Origin of the sequence: Saccharospirillum sp. HFRX-2 (assembly GCF_043196805.1) — a bacterium.
In the GTDB taxonomy this organism is placed as follows: Bacteria; Pseudomonadota; Gammaproteobacteria; order Pseudomonadales; family Natronospirillaceae; genus Saccharospirillum.
The window spans coordinates 661274-683850 of the sequence record NZ_JBEBMU010000001.1 but is presented as its reverse complement, the minus strand read 5'-3'; the positions used below and the strand labels follow the sequence as shown (position 1 = coordinate 683850).

Below are 22577 nucleotides of genomic sequence, written 5' to 3'. Positions count from 1 at the left end.
TCACTCATTAATCTCATAAAAGCGGACAGATACGACACCTCAGTGCCAATAATGATTGTTGGCACTTGATTTTTTTTGTACCTTCCGGCGCGCAGTCAATTCATCCCGAATTGTGTCTTTATGGAAGAATCCTCCCATGCGAAAAATCTTTCTGATGTCAGCACTGGCATTATTTGCAAGCAATTATGCTTTTGCAGAGCGAAATCCTTTTCTACTTGCCGCTGGTGCGGGTTTCGGTGCAAACAGCTTAACAATCTATACGCCTAGTGATGATTTCGAAACAGACTCTGACGCCGGTTTTGTACGTTCTCTGAAAATTGGCGGCATTATTAACCAACAACATGCTCTTTACTTCCATGGCCAGTCCTCTAGTTTCGATATGAATGCTAAAGGTGAGTCCTTGGTCTATGAGGACAATACGAGCATGCTGCTTGGCCTTGGTTATACCTACTATTTAAAACCTACAGTTGGATCAGCATACGTTGAAATGACAACAGGCTTTTCATCCTTCACTATTAACGACAATAATACTGACGTAGATTCTTCAGGAATTGGTTTTTTGATTGGAGCAGGATACGAGCTCAATCAAAACGTACAGTTTGGCGCAACATTCAGAACAACCACTACTGAGAATGATTCTGCTAGTTCAGAGCAAGAGTATGGCACTTCAACCATTGCGGCAAAAGTTGAATTAAAACTATAGTTCTAGATATAAAGGCTGGCTAATTCCAGCCTTTACTATGCCTTCTGTATAATTTTATGGTGTAAAGCCCTTGGCTATAATTATCCAGAATTTCCAACCGACAACCACGCACGCGGCCCCGGATAAGATGCATTAGGGCTTAATCTAATGTCACGAAACACAGCAAGCCCTCAAGAACCTAGACTCTTATAGACTGATAAGTCTTAGCAGCAAGGAAGGGTTTCTGATAAATATTAATATATTCATCGCACTAGCCAGCTGCCTATGCTGGGAGCCAGCATTTTATTCCGGAGGTTCTTTATCTAACTAAAACACACTAATGCGTTGTAAATAAACGAGTAAAGAAATTGTCGACGCTCGTTCTATTCCCCGTAATGTCAGCAACCTTTACCGCCGACCCCATCACATCCCGCATCCAATTCAGACTTGTTGTGAACTGTTTCACTGAGTACCTCCCGATTCGAGCTGTAGCGTCTCGTCCCATGATCGCTTCATGTTGAAGTGATTGAGACTTGAAAAGGGATAATGATCATGACTCAGACAATGACTAAGAAATTTTGTATCGCCGGTGTCGCAACGGTCGTTCTCGGCACCAGCGGTGTCGCGCTGGCAGATCGTACGCCACTTTATCTGTCGGCCGGTGCTGGTATCGGCGCTAACAATTTAACCTCTGATTCCTCGCTGGGTGAGGTTGAAACTGACGCCACTTCCGGCCTGCTGCGCTCTCTGAAAGCGGGCTTTATGTTAAATGACCGCAATGCTCTGTACGTGCACGCACGCTCTTCTGGTTTCGACTATGAAACTGAAGATGCCAACATTGAGTTTGAAGATGCACAGACTACGCTGATCGGTTTGGGCTACACCCACTACACCAGCTCGACCGCGGGTTCGCCTTATTTTGAAGTAACCGCAGGTATGGCGGGATTTAACGTCGAAGATAACAGCTTCGACATTGAGTCAAGCGGCAAAGGCATCCTTGTGGGTGCCGGCTATGAGTTCAACAAGCACCTGCAAATGGGTGCGGTCTATACCATGGCTGAAACCGAAGATGACGACGACAGTGATACCACTTACGCCACCAATTCTCTGGGGCTGAAAGTTGAACTGAAACTTTAATCGGTAGCACCAAAAACGGGAGCCATTTGGCTCCCGTTTTTTATCGTCAGTAAGAAAAAAATCACACCATCAATTCGATAAACCCTGAATCACACTGCCCGGTAAATGATTCCCTTCGGCATCGGCCACCACCGCACAATTCACCACCATGTCCGTTGCCGTGATACTGACCCAGCTATTGGCTTCGGCATCAAATAAGGCTGATTCAGACGTCAACTCCCGACGCTTAGAAACATCCAGCCAGCGCACTTCATAGATTTGCCAGATAGGACTGTAAGGTCGGTTAACACTGGTGGCGCCAATGGGATCGGGTGACGAGGGGAGAATGGCTGGCTGGTCGCCTTCGGGAAAACCGTAGATACGTTCGATGACCGTCTTTAATTCCGGCGGTTTCGGACGAGGTGGCAAGGCATCGTTAAGTCGTGGTGCGAAATTGGCGTTCTTGTCGATGGCCGCTGCCACCGGCGACGCATCGGTGGTGATGTAATAGACCTTGCGGTCATCGAACCAGCCGGGAAACAGCGGCATGGTGATACTGGGTTCGCTGACCGGGCCTGAGCCCAGACTGGCGCAACCAGCCAGCAGCAGGCTGATCAAGCTCGATCCCATCCAACGTTTTGTCATTGCGCCCTCTCCCTATCCGAATTCGGTCAACTCAGTATAGGGAGTGGCAGCAAAGACGAAAGTTCTATCGGCTGGCGAGTTGGCTGGCAATACCAGCCGCCAGACGGGCGTTGTTGAACACCAGCTGGATATTGCTGGCCAAACTGTCACCGCCCGTCAATTCGGCAACGCGCGCCAGCAGGAAGGGCGTCGAGGCTTTACCGGCAATACCCTGTTCCTGGGCTTCGCTCAATGCCTGTTCAATGGCGGCATCGATGGCCGCCTTATCCATGGCAAACTCAGCCGGAATGGGATTGGCAATGACCACACCACCGTCCAGGCCCAGCGCCCATTTGGCGGCCAGGAAGTCGGCAATTTCGGCTTCGCTGTCGAGTCGATAGTCGACCGTCTCGTCGCTGTCACGGGTGTAGAAGGCCGGCAGTGTTTCGGTCTGGTAACCAAGCACGGGTACGCCCTGGGTTTCCAGATATTCACGCGTTAATGCCAGATCCAGAATCGATTTCGCACCCGCGCAAATTACTGCCACCGAGGTATGCGCCAGTTCCTGCAAGTCGGCGGAAATATCGAAGCTCTGCTGAGCACCACGATGAACGCCACCAATACCGCCAGTGGCGAACACGCGAATACCGGCGAGATCGGCGATGATCATGGTCGCAGCAACGGTAGTAGCGCCGTGCTGGCGGCGAGCGATTACATACGGCAGATCACGGCGCGAACATTTGGCGACATCCTGACCGGCCTTCGCCAGCACCTGAATTTCGGCGTCCGACAGGCCGGCTTTTAAGCGGCCATCAAGAATGGCGATGGTTGCCGGCACAGCGCCGGCATCGCGAATAATTTGCTCCACCTGGCAGGCGGTTTCGTAGTTCTGCGGCCAAGGCATGCCGTGCGAAATAATGGTGCTTTCCAGCGCCACGACCGGTTTTCCATCGGCCAGCGCAGCGGCGACTTCAGGGCTGATATCGAGGTAAGAATTCATCGGTTTGCGATCCATTGTTGGACAGAAGTTTCGGTTAAGTCGGGATGATTGGCGCCGTCGGTTTCCAGCGTGAGGCCGGCGCAGGCAAGACCAAAGGCGGCTTGCTCGGCCAGATCACCACCTTTCGAAGCGGCGTGCAGAATGCCGGCAAAGAGCGCATCGCCGGCCCCGGTATCGCTGTGAATGTCGACGCGATACGGCGCTTGCTGATGCTGGTCACCGGCGCGCGATAGCAACACCCCATCACGGCCCAGACTCAGCACCAACTGCTCGACACCGGCTTCATGCAGGCGCGTCAGCAATTGCTGATCATCCAGGCCGGTCTCATCAAGGATGGCTGCGGCCTCAGAGCGGTTCACCTTCAAGGCCGCCAACTTCGGCAGCAAAGGTCTTAACCGCGGCGCTTTGGTAGCAGAAACCGCATCGGCATAGAGCCGACCGCGCAGCGGCAAGGTGCCGATCCAGGCCAGCGTCTCGGCCGACAGATTGGCTTCGACCACCAGCGTATCGGCAGCAACCAGTCGCGACTGCAGCGGTGCTAAGCGTTGCGGCGTCAGCGCATCGATAATGCCCATATCGGCAATCGCACCGATCAACTGACCGTTGGCATCGTTCATAGCCAGGTAGGTACTGGTCGGCAATTCCGGATCACGCAGCACGCCATCGATGCTGATGCCCGCCAGACGAATACGCTCACTCAGCCAATCGCCACCCGGGTCACGGCCGACCAGACTGATCAAACTGACCTTGTGCCCGAGCCGGGCCAGGTTCTCAGCAATGTTGCGACCCACGCCGCCTGCGCTCTGGCGCAGCGAACCGGGGTTGGAATCGGCCGGCAGGAAGGCCGCGCTCGATTGACCGGTCAGATCGACATTGGCGCCACCGAGCACGACAAAACGCTTGTCGTCCGGCAGCAAATAGCCCTTGCCCAGAATGCGACCCTGACGGGTCAAACGCATGATATGCCCGGCCACCGATTCCCGGCTGATACCCAACTGAGTGGCCAAGGCCTGTTGGCTGGCAAGTGGGTTTTGGCGGATGGCGTCGAGAAGCTGCTGCTCGGTTGGATTCATGGCGACTTAACAAATGTTTATAATTAAACTTTTGTTATAATGCCGGAGACTCTCCGGCTAAGCAAGCCATCCGCCCGACAGATCCGATCAGCGCTTTAAGACCAGGCGAGTCACCCAGGGCGGAATCACTCGACCAAGCATAAAGGCGAGCACAAAGGCCATCGGCCAGGCCAGCAAAAAGCTCCGCCCCCAGGCTTGCAGCCAAATCAAGTTCGTTCCCAGCGCCAGCCAAGAGAAAAAGCCCGAGAAAAAACCTGCCATAACGAAAGACATCAGGGCAGAAATGAGCAGTCCGATTTTCAGTTCAGGGTGCATAGCAATCTCCAGTTCAAAGCGATTTCGGACTGGAATTGCCGTTCTAGGAGGGTTCGATCCCACAACAACACCAGACCCGAAACCAGTTCAGGTTGATGCCGTGGGCTCGACGAATCGATGCAGACCTGCCAACGCAGGGGCCGGGATTACCTAACCGGCCAGATCTTTTTCGGCGCGGCTATTCTAGCCCGCCAAAGACGGAGATCAAGTATGGAACGGTATTATCGTGCGATGGTGCGGACGGAGAGACTCGAACTCTCACACCTTGCGGCACCAGAACCTAAATCTGGCGTGTCTACCAATTCCACCACGTCCGCATGGGGTAGGGCGGGCGATATTAATGATTTCACGTCGCTGGGGCAACTGCCGATCGACAAAAGCCCTACTGCCGCGACAACCGCCGCTGCTCAAACCATTCAATGGCTTCACTGAGCGGGCGTGGCCGGGCATAAACAAAGCCCTGAATCAGATGACAGCCCAGGCCGGCGACCGCATTGAGTTCGGCTTCAGTTTCCACGCCCTCGGCCACCACCTGTATCGACAAGGACTGACACAGATCGACCACAGCGCGTACCACGGCCATTTGTTTATCCGATTCCGGCAAATCGTGAATAAAGGTGCGGTCGAGTTTGACCACCTGGAACGGCAAATCGGGCAGTCGTGATAGATTGGCGTAGCCGGTGCCAAAATCATCCAGCGCCAGAGTAATGCCTAACTCACAGAAAGCTTCCAGCAATTCACGGAAGTCGGCGTTTTGGTCGGGCAATTGATGTTCGGTGATTTCCACTTCCAGATAACGCAGCACTTCCGGGTGGCGTTCGTGCCAGGCGCGCAAATAATGCAGCGTATCGCGGTTCACGCTTTGCACGCTGAAATTAACGCCCAGCGTCACCGGTTGAGCACCCTCGCCCAGTTGCCGAGCGAGCAGCATTAAGGTCTGCTCCAGCACCCAGCGATCGAGCTCACGAATGGAACCGTTGTGTTCAGCCAGGTCGATAAAGTGGCCGGGATAAATCAAATCGCCACCTTCGTTTTGCAATCGCACCAGACTTTCCAACGCCTGAATCTCACCGGTGCGGCAATCGATGCGCGGTTGCAGGTGGATCTCCATATCGTGTTGTTGCAAGGCGCGCGTTAACGTCTGCGCTTTATTCAACCGACGCTGCGCCTGATCCTCATAACCAGCGTGATACCAGTGCACCTGATTGCGACCGAGTTTTTTGGCATTAAACAAAGCCACACCGGCGTTGCGATGCAACTCGCCCGCGCTGTCACCATGGCGTGGCGAACGCGCCGCACCGATCGAGACAGTAAAGGAATAGCTGGCGCCACCAAGGTTAAAGGGTTGCGTCAGTTGGACGTGCAAATCGTTAAGACGTTGCTCGCGGTTATCTTCACCCTGATCATCTTCATGTGGCCCCTGCCAGAAGACGACAAATTCATCGGCAGCCACACGCGCCAGGAAATCACCCTGATCACTTTGTTCCGATAAGCGCGCACCCAGTTGTCGCAGTAATTGATCGCCGGCTTCACCGCCCATGGAATCGTTCAGTACTTTGAAGTGATCGATGTCGATGTGCAGGCACCAGAGGTTGGTCGCCTCTTCGTCATCCAAGCGTTCCATAAAGCTGCGCAAACCCGGCTGGTTGGCAAAGCCGGTCAACGGATCGAGCCACTGGTCGGCGCGCAATTGCGCATCGGCTATTTTGTAAGGCGTGATATCAAAGGCAACGCCGAGCACCGCTACCGTTTCACCCTCGGCATCCAGCCAGGGATGCCACTCCAGACGAAACCAATGCGCACCCTGGTTGGGTGCTTCCATCTTCAGTTCGTTTAACTGCACCTGACGATTGGCCCAGACGGCAGCATCGCTGTCTTCAAACACCTCAACCAGGTCGCGGTGCAGTACTTCGGCATCGCTGCGTCCGGTCGGATCGGCGCCATGACTCCACTGGGCGCGAAAGGCGGCGTTGGCGGCCAGATACTGACCAGAGCGATCTTTTAACCAGGCCGGATAAGGCAGCCGTTCAAAGCTTTGCAATGACAAAGATGAAGGCGGGTCGGTGGCAACAGCCGTGGCCGGCGCACGCAGCAGAGTCCAGGCTTGCATGGCGGCGGCAATCGCCAACAGCAATACAAAAACACCGGCCACCGTTGCCACCGCAAGCTGTTGCAAGGTAAAAAACCACAGCCCCAGCGCTACCGCCAAACCGGTAACAAAGGACAACAGACTGAGTTTTTTCATGGGCAGCATCAAAGCGCGACGCTGATCTCGAGCGGCCTTACCTTCGGACTTCATCAGCACGCACTTCCCCGTTACTGAATGCGTTTGTATTTGATGCGCTTGGGACCTTCATTGCCAGTCCGCTTGCGATAATCCGCATCGTATTCGGTGAAGTTGCCTTCGAAGAAAACCGCTTTTGAATCGCCTTCGAACGCCAGGATGTGTGTCGCCACCCGATCCAGGAACCAGCGATCGTGCGAAATCACCATGGCCGCACCGGGGAAGGCCAGCAAGGCTTCTTCCAAAGCACGCAGCGTTTCGACATCGAGATCGTTGGTCGGTTCGTCGAGCATCAGCACGTTGCCGCCTTCTTTCAAAAGCTTGGCCAGGTTCAGACGATTGCGTTCACCACCGGACAGTTGTTTAACGTATTTCTGCTGCGACGAGCCTTTGAAATTAAAGCGACCAATATAAGCACGCGAGGGAATTTCATAGCCGTTAACGCTGAGAATATCCTGACCGTCAGAGACTTCTTCCCAGACAGTTTTGGAACCATCCAGTTCACGCATCTGACCGACGTAGGCGAGATCGACTGTTTCACCGACTTTAATGGAACCGGCGTCCGGCTGTTCCATACCGGCAATCATTTTAAACAGCGTCGACTTACCCGCACCGTTACCACCGATAATGCCGACGATAGCGCCCGGCGGTACGGCGAAGGTCAAATTCTCATACAGCAAAGTGCCGTTGAATGACTTGGATACGTCTTCGGCCTGAATCACCACATCGCCCAGACGCGGACCCGGTGGAATGTAGATTTCGTTGGTCTCGTTGCGTTCCTGGAATTCGCGCGAATTCATTTCATCGAACTGACGCAAACGCGCCTTGGATTTTGCCTGACGCCCTTTGGCATTCTGGCGCACCCATTCCAATTCTGCCTTGATGGCTTTTTCGTGCGACTGCTGCTGTTTGGCTTCCATTTCCAAACGTTTTTCTTTCTGTTCCAGCCAGTTGCTGTAGTTGCCTTCGAACGGAATGCCGTGGCCGCGGTCGAGTTCCAGAATCCAGCCGGCGACGTTATCGAGGAAGTAGCGATCGTGGGTAATGGCCACTACGGTGCCGGAGAATTCGTGCAGGAAGCGTTCGAGCCAGGCGACGGATTCGGCGTCCAAGTGGTTGGTCGGTTCGTCGAGCAACAGCATGTCGGGGTTCGACAACAACAAACGACACAGCGCGACGCGACGACGTTCACCCCCGGATAGATGTTCAACCTTGGCATCCCAGGGCGGCAGACGCAGTGCATCGGCGGCCTGCTCGAGACGGTTTTCCAGGTTGTGGCCGTCGGCGGCCGCGAGCAGGTTTTCCAGTTCCTGCTGCTCAGCGGCGAGCTTGTCGAAGTCGGCATCCGGCTCCGCATAAGCGGCGTAGATTTGCTCCAGCTTGGCCTGGGCTTCCGACAGATGCGACAGCGCTTCTTCGACGCTTTCGCGCACGGTTTTGCTGTCGTCCAGTTCTGGTTCCTGCGGCAGGTAACCGATGTTCAGATCCGGCTGCGGCCGGGCTTCGCCGATGTAGTCTTTATCGACCCCGGCCATAATGCGCAACAGCGTCGATTTACCGGCGCCGTTCAGACCCAGAACGCCAATCTTGGCGCCCGGGAAAAAGGACAGCGAGATGTCCTTGAGAATTTCAGTTTTGGGTGGGACAACCTTGCCCACGCGGTTCATGGTAAATACGTAAGAACCTGTTGCTCCCGTTTTGTTACCTTTAGACACAAATATGCCCCTGTCGACGTTATGAAATAGAGATTGTCAGCCAATGTCGCATTAGTACCACAGTAACCTTTTCTTTGACAGGCCACCCATAAAGTGCTAATAAATTTTTTGTAACCTTAAAGAATAGTAGAATTATGACCCTATCAATCATAGAAACAAAGCTCGATAAACGAACTAGGGTCAAACTACTTCTAAAAAATGCTGTTCCTGTTTATTGGCCATGTCTATATATCTTAAAAAAGATGAGGGCTAGATCCCCAAATACGCAGCAAAGATTCCTTAGTGATCTCATTTTTTTTTATTCATGGCTAAACTCTGAACATATCAATATTGAAGAACGACTAAAGCAGCCCACCGGTCAAAAATATCTTGATGCCAATGAGCTAGCCAGACTCACCAGCCAATCCCACTGGAAAAAGAAGCTCATCGACCAAAAAGCACAAGGAGTGCGCATCCACCCAACTGCGTACCAACAAGTTAGCGCAGAACAAGCGATCTCAAGAATTAATTCAATAAAGAGTTACTTGGCTTTCCTGTACGAATATCTTGGTAGATCGGATGATCGTACAAAACACATCGAATGGATGGCTAAGTGCCTTAGTCAAAGCACTAAAGATATACGCCCATCATGGAAAAGAAGATTAAGCGTCCCGAAAGGGCTTTCAGAAAACCAAGAAGAGACGATTTTAGTAAAACTTCAACCCGATTCTGATGAGAATCCATGGCCGCAAAATAAGGCGCTTCGTGTTAGAAATTACTTAATAGTCATGTTGCTCTATAGCCTTGGCATTCGAAGAGGCGAAATGTTGGGAATAAAGCTATCTGATATCAACTATCAGAATAATTCAGTGAGTATCGTGCACAGACCAAATGACCCTGACGACAACAGAAAAAGTGAACCTCTAATAAAAACCAACGAAAGGATTCTCTCTGTACCCGACTACTTAATGACCCATATCAATTACTACATTGAACACTACAGAAATGGGAAAAAAGCCAAATATCACCCTTATTTACTAATTTCTTATGGGAAAGGAAATGGCAGCCCACTTTCAATAAAAGCAATTGACGCTATCTTTAACACTGTAAGAAAAAATTTTCCTAATCTAGAAGGAATTACACCTCACTCATTTAGGCATCACAATGTATTTCGAACACTAGAATCTATAGCCGAACAAACAAAAAACCTCCCTATTGAAGACCGTATGGAACGGGAAAAAAGAGCACTCGCATACAAGTTCGGATGGTCTGATACATCCGAAATGCCAAACCTATATGGTCAAAAATATTACCAAGAAGAAGCCAGCAGGGCTTTGGCTAAAAGAAATGACCAGCTACTTGGTAAGTTAAACGAGCACAAAGAGTCAAAGTAATGAGTCTCACGAGTCCTACAGAAGAAACCATCTGGCAATGGCTTAGCCAGGATATGAGAGCAAAGAATGGAGCGTACTTCAGGCCAACAGATGACTTCTGGAGACCTGATACTACAACTATGTCCGCGAATATAGGCGGGGCAAAATTATCCGTACCATACGAATTTCAGTTATGGTTAGTAGCTGCTTTAGCTATTTACGCGAAAGAATACTCAGCTAGATCCTTGAAAGGCTTAGCTAGCATCTTAAAAGTATTGTCTGACGAAGAATTCAATATTTTAGATAAAAAATCAGTAATCCCAATTAACAGGCGCCTACGTCGTGAAGAATTTTCGACATTGAGAGCGTTTATTAGCTACTGGCACAACTTAAACCAGCTATCAATAAAACCAGAGAAGGATCTTATAGCAACGTATTACTCCGTCCGACTCAAACCCACAGGAACTTGCCCAGTTGAAAGCGTAGACCCGGAAAAAGGTCCGTTTACAGAACTTGAGACACAAGCTATCTTCGACTGGGCAAACAACAGCTATGCAAATGCTAAAATATCTTTGGAAAGATATATCTATATTCGACTGCTGATTTCTACCGGCGCCAGACAAAGGCAACTTCAGCAACTAGTATTTGGTGATGTTGCCTTAAATTCTCAAGGAATTCCTACAGTAAAGACTCCCAAAGCCAAAGAAAAAGGGCTTAATACCAATTTTCGAACAGACTTTCAGGATATCAATATTTCGCATGACCTGTACCAAGCCATTATATGCTTTAGAAAGATCACGCTATCAAAAGTTTCTGCTGAAAAGCCAGAGATAAACTGGTCATCTGCGCTCGATAACCTACCGGTTTTTCCTGCAAGAGGTTATACGATAGGTCATTCTAGGCATGTAGTCATTGATGATCCAGCCTTACTATCCCTTGAAGACTCGCCACAAGAAAAGCTTCATAGGCAAGACAGCTCAATGAAGAACATCTTAACAGAACTCGCGGCACGAGATGACTTTCCTATATCAGAACGAACAGGAAAGAAAATTAGAATTGGGCCGCACAGATTCCGATACACACTAGGTACTGATATGGCAAGGATGGGTTACGGTGCACATACAATTGCAGCAGCACTTGATCATAAAGATACGAGAAGTGTTGGAAAGTACATCAAAATGTCGCCCAGCCTTGGCGCTCGAATCGACAACAAGCTTAAGCAAGAGCTAGCTTTAGTTGTTAATGCATTTACAGGCAGAATTGTATCGGGAGCAGAAAAAGCCATCAACGGGGGAGACCCTAATAAAACTATTCGTAGTGAAAACGCGATAGCAACCTGCGGTGCTTCAGGAAACTGTCACTTAGATGCACCTATTGCATGCTACCTATGTTCAAAATTCCAGCCATGGAAAGAGGCCCCACACCATGAGGTCTTGGAACGACTAATTCTGAGGCAAAAACGAATAATTGAAGACGAGGGAGAAAGCAGCCCCGCTGCCGTAAATTTCGAGCGCCCAATACTTGCGGTGATTCAAGTGATGCATCAGATCGCTCAAGACTCTAAAATGGATACCAAATGACAACATCCCATGTCACCCCCTTCGTCTCTGGCAAAGAGATCAAGTCGTCAGAGGCACTTAGTCACTTTGTATCTTGGGCCAAGTCGCAGTGTCATGCTCTAGACAAACCTAGCGAACCATTTTCATGGGAAGCCATAAGCTGGTTTAGATGGGGTCTAAAAAATTCTAACTTTAAGAAACTACGACACAAAAGCAACAAGCCGAATCAGTCTTTAGTGGACTATGCTAAGGCGTACGTTTTTCAAGAACGAGTTATTTTTAAGAAGAATCAAGTCAACACAATCATTACATTAAGGTGTCTGGATACCGCCTTAATAGAGGTAGGCGGATCAATATCTTTACCCCAAATTAACGGAGCTATCTTCGACCGCACTGCAAGATTAATATTAGAAAATTACAATGGCAGCACAGTCTTAGGTTGCATGAATAAATTAAAGGCTATTCATAAGCATCTAATGGAAATCGGGGTTGTAGCAGAGCAATATCAATGGGAACATTGCTACAAGCCGAATAGAAGAAGTTTGATAGAAGATGAAAGTCACTCACTATCTAAACTCCCAAGCAAGGAATCTCTGCTAGCCTTAGGTGAAATTTTTCATAGCGATCCGACTTTAAAAGTAGATATTGTTACGACCTCAGCAGCAGCAATTTTACTATCACAACCATCTAGGGTTAGTGAATTAACATATCTTAAAAAAGATTGCTTACTCATAGAAAAAGACCGCTCAGGTAGGGAGCAATTATACTTGGTTTGGCATTCTCTAAAAGGATTTGGACCCACAAGAAAACTCGTTCCCGATAGCATGGCTGAAATTTGCAAGCTTGCCATTAAAAGAGTTAGTGAGATTTCAGAAGAATCGAGGAAGTACGCTAAGTGGCTCGAAGAAAATCCCGATCTATTCCCTATTCATTCGAAAACACCGGCAAAAGAACAAGATGCTGAACTTTCTTATAAAGAAGCTTGTGATGCTTTATTGATATCAACGGAAACTAATAGCCCACGTTCTGCATTTCGACTTTTCTTGAATACAGTATTGAAGGGTAAATCATGCAGCAATGTAACTAGAAATATCTGTATAGAATATTTAGAAGGATACAATGACAGTACACGTACCAAAGTACGCAGTCCTGTCTCTAATTCGGAAAAATTCACCTATCAAGACACTTGTAGGATTACCTTACGGACACTAAACGTGCTGGTTAGGGATAGGTACTTGAACAATAACTTTCCATATACAGATGACAAAAAAATTACAAAATGGAAAGACGCTTTGTTCTGCTTTCATTCTGGATCACTAGTTACTACTAAAACAATTGCGGCTCAAAAACCACTTGGATTAGTCGGCTGTACATCAATGAAACTAGCTTCGCAGCTGTCTAGAAGCACACCAAAAATGCCCTCTATTTTCGATAGATATGGATACTTTGGAGTCCGAGTAAATAGCCATGCATTTCGACACTTCTTGAACACTGCAGCTCAAAAGAGCAATGTCTCCCAAGAAATCATTGCCCGCTGGTCGGGAAGAACTGATCTAAGCCAGAATAAAGTTTATAATCATGTGACTATAGAAGACCGTAGGTATGACTTAGAAGTATTAGATGTTTCGACGCTTTCGAAGGCAGAAAGTTTACTTTCAAAGATCAGGAGAAAGACTGCCATTAGCATTTCGGATATAGGGCTCAGTGGCGACAGGTTGGCGCACCGTACCGAATTTGGGATATGTCTTCATGACTACGCACAAGAGCCGTGTTCTAAGTTCAACAACTGCCTTAACTGTAACGAACATATTTGCGTAAAAGGAGACGAAACAAAATTAGAAAACCTAAAGTCTGAACGAATCTACCTATTAGGGCTGCTAAAGAAATTCAGAGAAGAAACAGATAAGAAAGCATATGGATTAAATAACTGGCTAAAAAATACCGTCGAAAAATTGAATAAATGCAACTCACTAATCTCAATTCTTGAAGACCCTGACGTCCAAGAAGGTGCAGTCATAAAAAATACAACTGATGGTTGGTCTTCTACTACTAATGCTTTGAACTTGAATGAGTCAATAGAAAAATCCTCAGACAGTAATACTTCATTACTAATAGACAACAATATTAGAGAAATCGAAAAACTAATCGGATCAGACAACGATGCCTAGATTAAGTGCGAACGATGTAAATTCAATCAAGAAATTAATTCAAGGCTGGACCAGCAGCAAATTAACCTGGGAGTTGCTTGTTATTGCCTGCGAAAATGAACTTAATATAAAGACTACAAGAAAGACTTTACTTACTCGAGAAACCATTACTGCAACAATGAAAGTTAGGAAATCTGAGCTGAAAGCTCCTTCACAGGTTCCCATACAGTTCAGTGACATTCATAGAGCTAATGACAGGATCGCCCGGTTGTCAAAGCGAGTATCTGAACTAGAAGCAGCACAGGAAGTTTTATTGGATCAGTTTTCCCGCTGGGCATACAACGCCGATGCACATGGACTCAATGAGGACATACTGAACCAACCAATACCATTGTTACGATGATTGTTTGTGGTTTTATAAACAACAGGTATTAATTATTTAAAAAATGATAAGCATACCCATAGGATTGAGCAAGATTTTGCGAAAACCTTCAGTTTGACAATGATATTTGGATTACCTCGAATTCTCATCATATGCCTAACCCTTATTTTGAGGCTGTTTAAAACGCCTCTGGGGCGAAACCATCGAGATGACTGTGCCGGGGTTGCCTGAACTGTGGGTGACGCGAGCTATAGAACGGGTCATTGAATGGCAAGGAAAATCATCGGCGTTGCGCTTTGAAAATGGCCCAGAATATTTTTCCAGTCCCTTGGTGGCATGGGCCAATCAGCATCAAATTATATTATTGCTGTACATCTAACCTAGCAAGTACACACAGAATTCCTATGTTGAGCATTCAAACTGCACTGCCCGTCACTAATGGTTCGACTTGCACGATGTTGATAGTGTTGAATAGGCGTTGTAGCGAAGTAGCAATAGCAATGGCAAAACAGCAACGAACAGCCAAACACAGAGATAGGAGATATCCGTCCAGTTCGACTGTTACATGCAGCATAATACTTTACGAATCACTACTGTTTGCAGTATGGCTTATAAGGTTTTGAGGGAATCACGATATGAGAAGAGGGGCTGTGTACTATAAAGATCGTTATGCCGGTGAATTACTAGAACTGGATAGCAATCATTTCCGGTTCACTTATGACTCCGATTACTTAGAAAATGGTGTGGCAATCGCATTCAGGTTGCCATTGACAGGAACACCGTACGAATCAAAAGGCCTGCCACCATTTTTTGAGGGTTTGACATCAGAAGGCTGGCTAAGGAAGTTGCAGTCTCAGACTCAAGGCATTGCATATACGGATAGTTTTGGGCTCCTTTTGAACAATGGGAGGGATCTGGTCGGTGCAGTGACCATTATGCCTGCCGACTAATTCGAGTTGCATCGACCAGAGTCAACCTGAATGCGTAACGTGATGTCGACATATGACAAGGTACTTGCCCGTTAAAAACATAGGCCAAAAGTAGGCACTTCTATAGGCCAGATCAGTTACTTGTCTTCCAGCGGCAGTATTACTTTGTAATATTGTCTATCCGATCTTGCATCGAACTGTCAGACTAATTACCTCAAATGCATCGAATTTATGTTGTTTCTGCATCATTTTTTTTAATATAACCCCATAGCTGATATTTCAGTTAAGGGGTTTCTATGGTTATCTCAATTAAACGAAAGTTGCCGCTCCCTAAATATACAAGGCCTTGTTAGTATAGTTATCAAGGCATATAGCTTTAAGGTATTTTTGGAGTTTTTACTTCCGACATCTTTCTCTCCAAAACCGGCCAATAAAGAGTTCTGATCCGGCCATAAAGAGGGCCTCTTTACATCATATAAAACCTCGTTAAAGCTTTATCCCATCGATATGCGCAGCTTTCAGATAAAAAATGTAACTTCGTTGTCGGCCGAAACCTGCTTTTTAACCGGCCAAATTTTGGGTGAAAACCGGCCACTCCTTAGTTTGAAAGACATATTAAGTAGCTATAAGCGCCGATCCAGGCATTGTTTGAGGCAGCAATTATGAAAACGGTGCAAATTATGGAGCCAATGCTGATCCGGGCGGATCACGACTCCTATCAGGTATTAAGCGAGAAAGCTTATGACCTGGCCCTACAGTCCGCTGCACTTGGAGGTGATCTACCCGCCGGCCTTATCTTAGCAGTTGGTGACATGGTCCGGGTGGTGGATTGCTATTACTCCAACTTGATCGAAGGGCGTTCGATGATGCCAGTCGACATCGATCAAGCTCTACGGCAACACTTCCATAACGACCCCGCGCGGCTTGAACTGCAGGAGGAGGCCCTGGCACACATCAAGGTTCAGCGGTGGATTGATCATGGCGGGATGGAAGAATTGGGCTTTGGGGTGGACGGCATCAAGGAGGTCCATCGTCGGTTCTATGAAGCCATGCCAAAACGTCTACATTGGGTGCACACCCCAGGCACAAGCGAGATGCACCAGGTGATCCCAGGCGAGTTCAGGAATCACGGGGTAGTTGTAGGCAACCATGTGCCCTGCCGGCCAAATGAGATTATACCGCTCATGGATTGTTGGGAGCGCTTCTATTCCGGCCTTGGAAAGCTGGCGATGGTCTCAGCCTTGGCCGCAGCCCACCATCGCTTGGTGTGGATCCACCCTTTTACGGATGGCAACGGACGTGTTGCTCGGCTTGTCACGCACGCCATGATGCGCTATTGCATGCTCGGAACTGATATGTGGTCGGCCTCACGGGGCTTCGGACAATCACAAACGGATTATCGCCGATTGCTTGCGGCGTGTGACCAGCCTCAGAGCAACGACTTAGACGGCCATGGCCAGTTGAATGAGCGAAGCCTAGTAAGTTTCACGCAGTATTTCTTGGAGACCAGTTGCGACCAGGTGCAGCGCATGTCTGAGGCTCTACAGGTCGACAGCATAGTGCATCAACTGATGCGTTGGGTTCATGATCGCGAAAAAACCTATGCGCTACCGATAGAGAAGTTGCTGCGCTACGTTCTAGTGCATGGTGAAGTACCTCGTGGCAAAGCCCAAGAGGTAACCGGACTACCCGAGCGCAGCTGCCGGCGGGTCGTGAAGGCTCTGCTTGAAAAGCACGAACTGATGGCAGCAAAAAGCAGCAGAGCCCCGCTTAAGATGCATATCCCGTTAAGATTAGCTCAAGATCTCTTTCCTAGGCTGATACCTGAAAATATCTTGTCGCTCTAATCTAAGGACCTGAAAGTACATTATTTTTATTCAATGAATCTGACACACCGCCTCTTTCTATTGCGTGGGATGGGGCGTAACCAAGCGTAGAACACATTTTAATGGACGCTCAATAAAGAGCTTAGCCACTGGATTAGTCATCGTTGGCATATTAAAGACAAATGCATCCCTCCGTCGGTGTGGGTGGCAGAAGTAGGCCGCATTTATAATATATATTTTTACCTTTGATCGCTTTAACTTGGTCTTGGCCCGATCGAAAGCGGACAAAAGTGCGCCAATTGGAATGACAACAGAATGCTAATCGTGGTATCCATGGGTCGTCACAACCTAACCACTTTGGCAACCGTGTAGCTGGTCGGGCGGTAGCGTGTTTTTTGGCTAGCGAATGTCCATCGAGCTGCACACTCCACGCTCAGGCAATCCAGCAACATTCAGATACATTTGAACCGTATCGATCGAACGGCGGTCTAAAGTATCTTGGATATTTGTAGGTCCAGCCATCGCGCAGTAGTCACTAAGCCGACCTATAAACCGGCTTGAAGTGTTTGAAACAGTCTTAAGCGGCCATGCTCCAAATCCTAGTTAGAATAGTAGACCTGTGCATGTAGTCATAGATAGAGCGCAATTTAGCAACAGGATGATCATAAAACCTTCATTGGTACGACAGATACTCCGGGCAAAAAACGGATATCCACCTTTGGAGTCGCTGATAAACCGAATATGCGTCGGTTAGCGCGGTTTTGTGGGATTAATATCAGCGGCAATAAGCTTTAAATCATGCTGGAATATATGATAGCCACTGGGCCAGAGCAAAACACCGTGACAACGTGAAACCAAGGTCGCTCCCAAATAAGTAGCATAAGTGGCAAAGAATAAGATGTTACAACGCTGGTCACGATTTGCCACGAACTAAGAATAGGAAGGAATAATGGTAGCTGAGTATTTGTCAGCTGGTATGAAAGTTGGCTTGGCCATATTGAGATTTACTCCTAACTTTATTGGGAAGCTTTGGAATTACTGGAAGCGGCCCAGTCTTCAATTGGCTGTCAGAAATACGAGCATTGAATTCGCTACTAGTGATGCAAAGCGACTACGCCCAAATTTTCCTGCTATAAGAATCCATAATGCAAGCTCTGATGATGTTACATTCGATCTAGGAAGTTTTTTTATAAACGGCGAGTCGCTTTCCTACATAATTCAGCAAAATACGTATTTCTCTAGGACACTGGAACAAAATAATCCAGAACATAAACTGACAACGGATAATAAACTCATAAGAAAATTTAAGGAAAACTGGACTTCATCTAAATTTTTAAAGCTTCCTGCGCATGAATATATCGACCTACCGCTTTATCCTCAGAAAATGGGTGATTCAACCTACTTTAAAACTTTGGACAACGTGAAGGTGTTCTTCCCGAAACGTAAAATAGTTGTGGTAATGACAGTAAATTCCAGAGAATCGCACTTCGCTGTCGATAGGATGGAATTTTTGAGAATAATTGTAAATTGCCTAGTTAATGACCGTGCGGGCTAGATATTAGTCGTGATAGCGGAAAAACTGCGGTGCAACAAGGCCAGTCAGTGGACAGGTTTCCCGTCGCATAATTTTTTGGCAAAAAAAACCGCCATAAAACCAATTCAACTACAAAGCTGCCGCTACTGGAGGCGTTAGCTTCTTATGAGAACTCAAACACACGTTACCGATACAAAAGCGGTTAAGAAAGTCCTGAATCAACTGCCAGATCATTGGGTCGTTAGAGAATTGACCGAGCGAGACTATGGCATAGACCTTATGGTCGAGATTTTCATTCGTGGTCTAGAAGATAAAAAGGGTAACGAAGCATTCGATTCATCTGGTGCGATATTTCATATTCAAATCAAAGGCACTAGCAACGAACTTAAAGCCTCGAAAGTAGGATCGATTAATTACTCACTGGATAAAGATTCATTAAAATACGTGGAAAAATTTAGTGTCCCATTTTTTCTTTTTAGACTAAATGTGTCATCGGATTCAAATGAGTGTTACTTCGTTTGGATTCAAAGGTACATCAAAGACGTCCTGGACACCGAAGATCCATTTTGGCGGGAATCAGCCAAAAAATCCATAACGATACGCATTCCAAAAGAAAATATGGTTCTTGAAAGGATTGAAAGAATAGAGGAAATAGCATTTCGTCCCAAGTATCTCGAAGAGCTGATTGAATACAGAGAGTTTTACGGAGATCTGGTTCACCGTTTTTCCGCTATGCTGAGCGGAAACTATGCGAAGGACGAAAGGACTATTTCGGAAATCACGGTACACGTCCGGCGTATACAAAGGTTAAGTGTACTGTTATCTCGAAACAACTGCAGCGTCAGCCATTCCAGTTTTGATAAGTTAGTCAACTATATAGAAAATGCGCAAGTTAATATTAATGATTTTTCCGACTTTTCTGAAAAGTATAACCTTGACCTCCTATACGAGAGCATCGAAGGTATGAGCCTGGTTGAAGATTTCGTGCTAGGAAATGATGGTCACACAGCATATTAGAGAGCCAAAGCTAGAAAAGCACGACTGCCGGACAATTGTTCCGCTGTGCTAAAAATCATCCCAGAACGCGGCCTTGTACCAAAAATTAGACTCGGAAGCCTTTAGTAGATATAGATCAATTTGAAAAAGTAAGATAGGGGTATGGTCGAGCACGGATGAGTTTCAAGTCCAATCTATACGTCGGGGGGCCGACGACACAGCAAGGCACAAAACTTGTCTCTCTCTGCTGAGCATGATTTCAGAAGGATATATTGAGGGGGCAAAGGGTGTCGATGGAAGTTTGGGGCTAAACTTTGGTGACCTATACGTCAAAAAATCGGGACTGGTAGTCTACAAATTCTAGACGACACCAATCAACCAGATCAGCAGGCCAACGCTGTGGGAACAGTGTGCTCAGCACCTTTTCTGGAAAGTTGGTTTGGTGGCTTGTCGCAAGTGATGTTCTGATACTGATACCGACATTCATTGAAACTGCAAGAGAGAGTGCAAGGCTGCTCCTGAATTTTTTCTCGGCCTACTCTCATGAATGGCATAACAATCGAAAGTCTGCAATGGCTTTTCCGTTGTAGCTGTCCCTCCACTAAAAAGTCGCGCGTGCCGCGGGTGTCAAAAAACAAGGAGATCGAATGGATTCTCACATTTTTATAGACAACTCGAATATTTTCGGAGGAGCTCAGAGAGCAGCAGCAACCCATGAGCCGGAAGCAGTCTGGATGGCGGTAAGACTATATTACCGAAACTTTTTCCAGCTGTTAGAGCGTGAGACGAATCCGGTTACTAAAGTCCTTGCTGGCTCCGTTCCCCCAGGAAATGAAGTGCTCTGGGAGCATGCGAGGAAGTACGGATATAACACAGATCTTCTGCACCGTATTGAGCAAGATGATGGTCGGCTAGTTGAGCAAGGCGTGGACGAAATAGCGCACCTTAAAATTGCGAATGCCCTTCTTGATCATGAACCTCCACAGACCCTTGTTCTCGTCACTGGAGACGGGAATGACTCAGATTTCGGCACTAGCTTTACCAAGCAGGCGGAGAGAGCACTGAATCGCGGATGGGACGTCCACGTATGGTCCTGGGCGGACCAACTTTCAGGGAAGTTTGCTCGACTTTCTTCTATCAGTTCTGGAAACCTCATAGTCAACCACCTCGACAACTACTATATGTCTATAACATTTGTTCAGGGCGGAACATATGATTTAAACGGTTTTAATATCAACGTTTCTGGACGCGTGGTCAGTGCACCGAATTTTTAAAAAGACCATGCACTGTGGCGCCTACTGCATTGATGCGACGCTTCCACTCCGTAGCCGTGCATGTTGGCTGGCGTTTAGTCTTTGCTGCCAACCAGGAAAGAGGGATCTATAAAGTATGAATAAAGATCTAGGCAAGCTACTCAACCCTCCCTGGACGAAGTTCACTGAAAAGCTCCAAATGCGGACTGACATTGCTTCGTTAGCATTCCAAGAATCCAACGCTATGCGTTCAATCAGAAAACTAAGTGAGCCTATCAAGCTAGATTATTTTGCTTTTAGTGGATCGGCACTTATGAAGTCTGCACGTATAGTTGCAGAAAGTAATAGGTTGATATCACTCACATCTGGTGATTTAGATGCTATTAGATCAATCAACCAGATAACTAAGTCAAGTCGCTTTGTTGCACTAGCATTGCAAGAATCAGAAGTTTTGAAATCATTTAGGTCTATTGCAGGATCGACTCAATTATCTGCTATTGCATTCCAGCAATTTGAAAAAGCTATACAACTACAAAATTTGGCCGAATCAAGTCAGTTTGCATCGACTGCTTTAAATCAATCTGAAGCGTTTAAGCATATATCACAGCTGAGCAGTCTTGCATCATTTAAAGCCTTATCCAGCCTGGAAAACTCGCCGTTTCTTGAAAGCTCAGCTTTATCATTGTTTCCTGAAATGGCTTCTTCAGAAACTCTTGATGAATCTCTTATTGAAATAGATGCAGAAATAAGTGAAGAAATATCATCAGCAGCAGATTTTAATGCTCTATCGGAAAGAACAAAGAATATTCTAGTTTATCTATACCACACCTATTTTTTACCTGTCTTTTTGAGCTTCCTATCTTCTTATGTAATGACGAATGCAGTTGAGGCAAGAAAAGAGACTGTCGCTATAACAATGCCGTCAGAGGCTAAAGCTTTTGTTAAAGAACCAAATGAAAATTTCGATCGTGCTGCTTTAAAAGGGTTTCGTATTATAACTGTCAATGCCTTGAACTTTAGAGAAAATCCTGGAGTTAAATCTGAAATTATTACAACGCTGCCGGTTGGAACGTTGGTCGAAGTCATTGATAAGTCCGACCGGTCATGGCTTCTAGTTGAGGTTGAAATTGACGGCAATCTTGAGCAGGGTTGGATTTTTAGACGTTACACTGCTTACTTTAAATAAACATAACAAAGCGCTACTGGCGGATAAACTTTACGCAGTGCCATAAGTTTATTTCAGAACACAGCGTTAGAGAACCACCCGAAGGTATGCATGAAAAACATCGAGATATTTGAAGCTTTATCCGGACTTCTGTTTGCAGAGTTGTACGAGTACTTCCCGCTTCCAAAGACTATCGATCCAAAGCTGCTGGCTCTAGAACTCGGAAATGAATATTGGGATGAGGCGGAACGCCCCCTGGAAGACACCGGCCAAATCAATGCATATATTCGACATAAAAGCCCTGCAGGGTTAGCCGAACCCACGGTCCGTTGGCTGGCAAATACAGATTTCATAACCTTCGATTGCTACCGCGGAGGTAAATTTCAAAACGTTTGCTTAACTGCAAAGGGGCTGGAAGCAATCAGGTCGGCGCCCGGAAGAGAAAGCCGATTGCTGAACGCTGCCAAGAGTGTTCTTGCTGGCGCGGCTAAAGACAGTGCGCGAGAAGAGCTTCGGAAAGTTTTCTCGGAGATGGTACTATGGAGCGTTCAAAACTCTGCCACACTTATCCAGTCTGCTTCCAATTTCGGTGGCTAGGCTTTTCTAGCTAGTCATTCAAGTACGT

At 47.2% G+C, this 22577-nt stretch carries 19 protein-coding genes and 1 tRNA gene; 13 read left to right on the top strand and 7 right to left on the bottom strand.

What is annotated here, in order from left to right:
• The first annotated feature begins 136 nt into the window (after positions 1-136).
• Together ABMA60_RS03355 and ABMA60_RS03350 are read left to right on the top strand one after the other, a co-directional pair.
• Positions 137-703 (top strand): outer membrane beta-barrel protein, encoded by a 567-nt coding sequence (locus tag ABMA60_RS03355; protein WP_392798687.1) that lies wholly within the window; start codon positions 137-139, stop codon positions 701-703.
• 525 nt (positions 704-1228) lie between these two features.
• Positions 1229-1819, top strand: coding sequence for an outer membrane beta-barrel protein (locus ABMA60_RS03350; RefSeq protein ID WP_392798683.1), 591 nt, complete (start codon positions 1229-1231; stop codon positions 1817-1819).
• A 69-nt stretch (positions 1820-1888) separates the two neighbouring features.
• Here the strand turns inward: ABMA60_RS03350 and ABMA60_RS03345 are convergent, their stop codons facing one another.
• The 7 genes from ABMA60_RS03345 to ettA form a co-directional block, all read right to left on the bottom strand.
• Positions 1889-2443, bottom strand: a complete 555-nt coding sequence (locus tag ABMA60_RS03345) for a hypothetical protein (protein ID WP_392798680.1) — start codon at positions 2441-2443, stop codon at positions 1889-1891.
• 64 nt (positions 2444-2507) lie between these two features.
• Positions 2508-3422, bottom strand: coding sequence for a pseudouridine-5'-phosphate glycosidase (locus tag ABMA60_RS03340; protein WP_392798677.1), 915 nt, complete (start codon positions 3420-3422; stop codon positions 2508-2510).
• Positions 3419-4495: a carbohydrate kinase gene (locus ABMA60_RS03335; RefSeq protein WP_392798674.1), complete on the bottom strand. Its 1077-nt coding sequence runs from the start codon at positions 4493-4495 to the stop codon at positions 3419-3421. Before ABMA60_RS03335 ends, ABMA60_RS03340 begins: the two co-directional genes overlap by 4 nt.
• 87 nt (positions 4496-4582) lie before the next feature.
• On the bottom strand, positions 4583-4810 hold the full coding sequence (locus ABMA60_RS03330) for a DUF2798 domain-containing protein (RefSeq protein WP_392798671.1): 228 nt from the start codon (positions 4808-4810) through the stop codon (positions 4583-4585).
• Between the two features lie 232 nt (positions 4811-5042).
• Positions 5043-5127 (bottom strand) — tRNA-Leu (locus tag ABMA60_RS03325).
• A gap of 65 nt (positions 5128-5192) precedes the next feature.
• The gene (locus tag ABMA60_RS03320; protein ID WP_392800403.1) at positions 5193-7109 is read right to left on the bottom strand and encodes a putative bifunctional diguanylate cyclase/phosphodiesterase; all 1917 of its coding nucleotides are present in this window, start codon (positions 7107-7109) and stop codon (positions 5193-5195) included.
• 17 nt (positions 7110-7126) lie between these two features.
• Entirely contained in the window at positions 7127-8809 is a 1683-nt protein-coding gene (gene ettA / locus ABMA60_RS03315) for an energy-dependent translational throttle protein EttA (protein WP_392798668.1), read from the bottom strand.
• A gap of 134 nt (positions 8810-8943) precedes the next feature.
• Here ettA and ABMA60_RS03310 point away from each other — a divergent pair, with 134 nt between their 5' ends.
• The 11 genes from ABMA60_RS03310 (at position 8944) to ABMA60_RS03260 (ending at position 22549) form a co-directional block, all read left to right on the top strand.
• Positions 8944-10182, top strand: coding sequence for a tyrosine-type recombinase/integrase (locus ABMA60_RS03310; RefSeq protein WP_392798665.1), 1239 nt, complete (start codon positions 8944-8946; stop codon positions 10180-10182).
• Positions 10182-11741, top strand: coding sequence for a tyrosine-type recombinase/integrase (locus tag ABMA60_RS03305; protein ID WP_392798662.1), 1560 nt, complete (start codon positions 10182-10184; stop codon positions 11739-11741). The genes ABMA60_RS03310 and ABMA60_RS03305 overlap by 1 nt, the downstream gene beginning before the upstream one ends.
• Positions 11738-13888, top strand: a complete 2151-nt coding sequence (locus ABMA60_RS03300) for a hypothetical protein (protein ID WP_392798659.1) — start codon at positions 11738-11740, stop codon at positions 13886-13888. The genes ABMA60_RS03305 and ABMA60_RS03300 overlap by 4 nt, the downstream gene beginning before the upstream one ends.
• Positions 13881-14270 carry a hypothetical protein gene (locus ABMA60_RS03295; RefSeq protein WP_392798657.1) on the top strand — a complete coding sequence of 130 codons (390 nt, stop codon included), beginning with the start codon at positions 13881-13883 and terminating at the stop codon, positions 14268-14270. Before ABMA60_RS03300 ends, ABMA60_RS03295 begins: the two co-directional genes overlap by 8 nt.
• 629 nt (positions 14271-14899) lie before the next feature.
• On the top strand, positions 14900-15199 hold the full coding sequence (locus ABMA60_RS03290) for a HipA N-terminal domain-containing protein (RefSeq protein WP_392798655.1): 300 nt from the start codon (positions 14900-14902) through the stop codon (positions 15197-15199).
• 641 nt (positions 15200-15840) lie between these two features.
• Complete coding sequence (locus tag ABMA60_RS03285) at positions 15841-17025, top strand: Fic family protein (protein WP_392798651.1); 1185 nt, start codon at positions 15841-15843, stop codon at positions 17023-17025.
• 928 nt (positions 17026-17953) lie between these two features.
• A complete protein-coding gene (locus ABMA60_RS03280) occupies positions 17954-18559 on the top strand; it encodes a hypothetical protein (protein ID WP_392798648.1) in 606 nt (201 codons plus the stop codon).
• A 144-nt stretch (positions 18560-18703) separates the two neighbouring features.
• The gene (locus tag ABMA60_RS03275; protein ID WP_392798646.1) at positions 18704-19555 is read left to right on the top strand and encodes a DUF4365 domain-containing protein; all 852 of its coding nucleotides are present in this window, start codon (positions 18704-18706) and stop codon (positions 19553-19555) included.
• A gap of 626 nt (positions 19556-20181) precedes the next feature.
• Positions 20182-20808 (top strand): NYN domain-containing protein, encoded by a 627-nt coding sequence (locus tag ABMA60_RS03270; protein ID WP_392798644.1) that lies wholly within the window; start codon positions 20182-20184, stop codon positions 20806-20808.
• A 115-nt stretch (positions 20809-20923) separates the two neighbouring features.
• Positions 20924-21973 (top strand): SH3 domain-containing protein, encoded by a 1050-nt coding sequence (locus ABMA60_RS03265; RefSeq protein ID WP_392798642.1) that lies wholly within the window; start codon positions 20924-20926, stop codon positions 21971-21973.
• Positions 21974-22063: 90 nt separating this feature from the next.
• Positions 22064-22549, top strand: a complete 486-nt coding sequence (locus ABMA60_RS03260; RefSeq protein WP_392798639.1) for a hypothetical protein — start codon at positions 22064-22066, stop codon at positions 22547-22549.
• The last annotated feature ends 28 nt before the right edge of the window (positions 22550-22577 follow it).

Bases quoted from the DNA above. Each gene is read 5' to 3' on its own strand.
- ABMA60_RS03330 (WP_392798671.1), bottom strand. From the start codon at position 4,810: ATGCACCCTGAACTGAAAATCGGACTGCTCATTTCTGCCCTGATGTCT.
- ABMA60_RS03320 (WP_392800403.1), bottom strand. From the start codon at position 7,109: ATGAAGTCCGAAGGTAAGGCCGCTCGAGATCAGCGTCGCGCTTTGATG.
- ABMA60_RS03310 (WP_392798665.1), top strand. From the start codon at position 8,944: ATGACCCTATCAATCATAGAAACAAAGCTCGATAAACGAACTAGGGTC.
- ABMA60_RS03335 (WP_392798674.1), bottom strand. From the start codon at position 4,495: ATGAATCCAACCGAGCAGCAGCTTCTCGACGCCATCCGCCAAAACCCA.
- ABMA60_RS03280 (WP_392798648.1), top strand. From the start codon at position 17,954: ATGGTAGCTGAGTATTTGTCAGCTGGTATGAAAGTTGGCTTGGCCATA.
- ABMA60_RS03270 (WP_392798644.1), top strand. From the start codon at position 20,182: ATGGATTCTCACATTTTTATAGACAACTCGAATATTTTCGGAGGAGCT.
- ABMA60_RS03260 (WP_392798639.1), top strand. From the start codon at position 22,064: ATGAAAAACATCGAGATATTTGAAGCTTTATCCGGACTTCTGTTTGCA.
- ABMA60_RS03305 (WP_392798662.1), top strand. From the start codon at position 10,182: ATGAGTCTCACGAGTCCTACAGAAGAAACCATCTGGCAATGGCTTAGC.
- ABMA60_RS03355 (WP_392798687.1), top strand. From the start codon at position 137: ATGCGAAAAATCTTTCTGATGTCAGCACTGGCATTATTTGCAAGCAAT.
- ABMA60_RS03300 (WP_392798659.1), top strand. From the start codon at position 11,738: ATGACAACATCCCATGTCACCCCCTTCGTCTCTGGCAAAGAGATCAAG.
- ABMA60_RS03295 (WP_392798657.1), top strand. From the start codon at position 13,881: ATGCCTAGATTAAGTGCGAACGATGTAAATTCAATCAAGAAATTAATT.
- ABMA60_RS03340 (WP_392798677.1), bottom strand. From the start codon at position 3,422: ATGAATTCTTACCTCGATATCAGCCCTGAAGTCGCCGCTGCGCTGGCC.
- ABMA60_RS03265 (WP_392798642.1), top strand. From the start codon at position 20,924: ATGAATAAAGATCTAGGCAAGCTACTCAACCCTCCCTGGACGAAGTTC.
- ABMA60_RS03350 (WP_392798683.1), top strand. From the start codon at position 1,229: ATGATCATGACTCAGACAATGACTAAGAAATTTTGTATCGCCGGTGTC.
- ABMA60_RS03275 (WP_392798646.1), top strand. From the start codon at position 18,704: ATGAGAACTCAAACACACGTTACCGATACAAAAGCGGTTAAGAAAGTC.
- ABMA60_RS03285 (WP_392798651.1), top strand. From the start codon at position 15,841: ATGAAAACGGTGCAAATTATGGAGCCAATGCTGATCCGGGCGGATCAC.
- ABMA60_RS03345 (WP_392798680.1), bottom strand. From the start codon at position 2,443: ATGACAAAACGTTGGATGGGATCGAGCTTGATCAGCCTGCTGCTGGCT.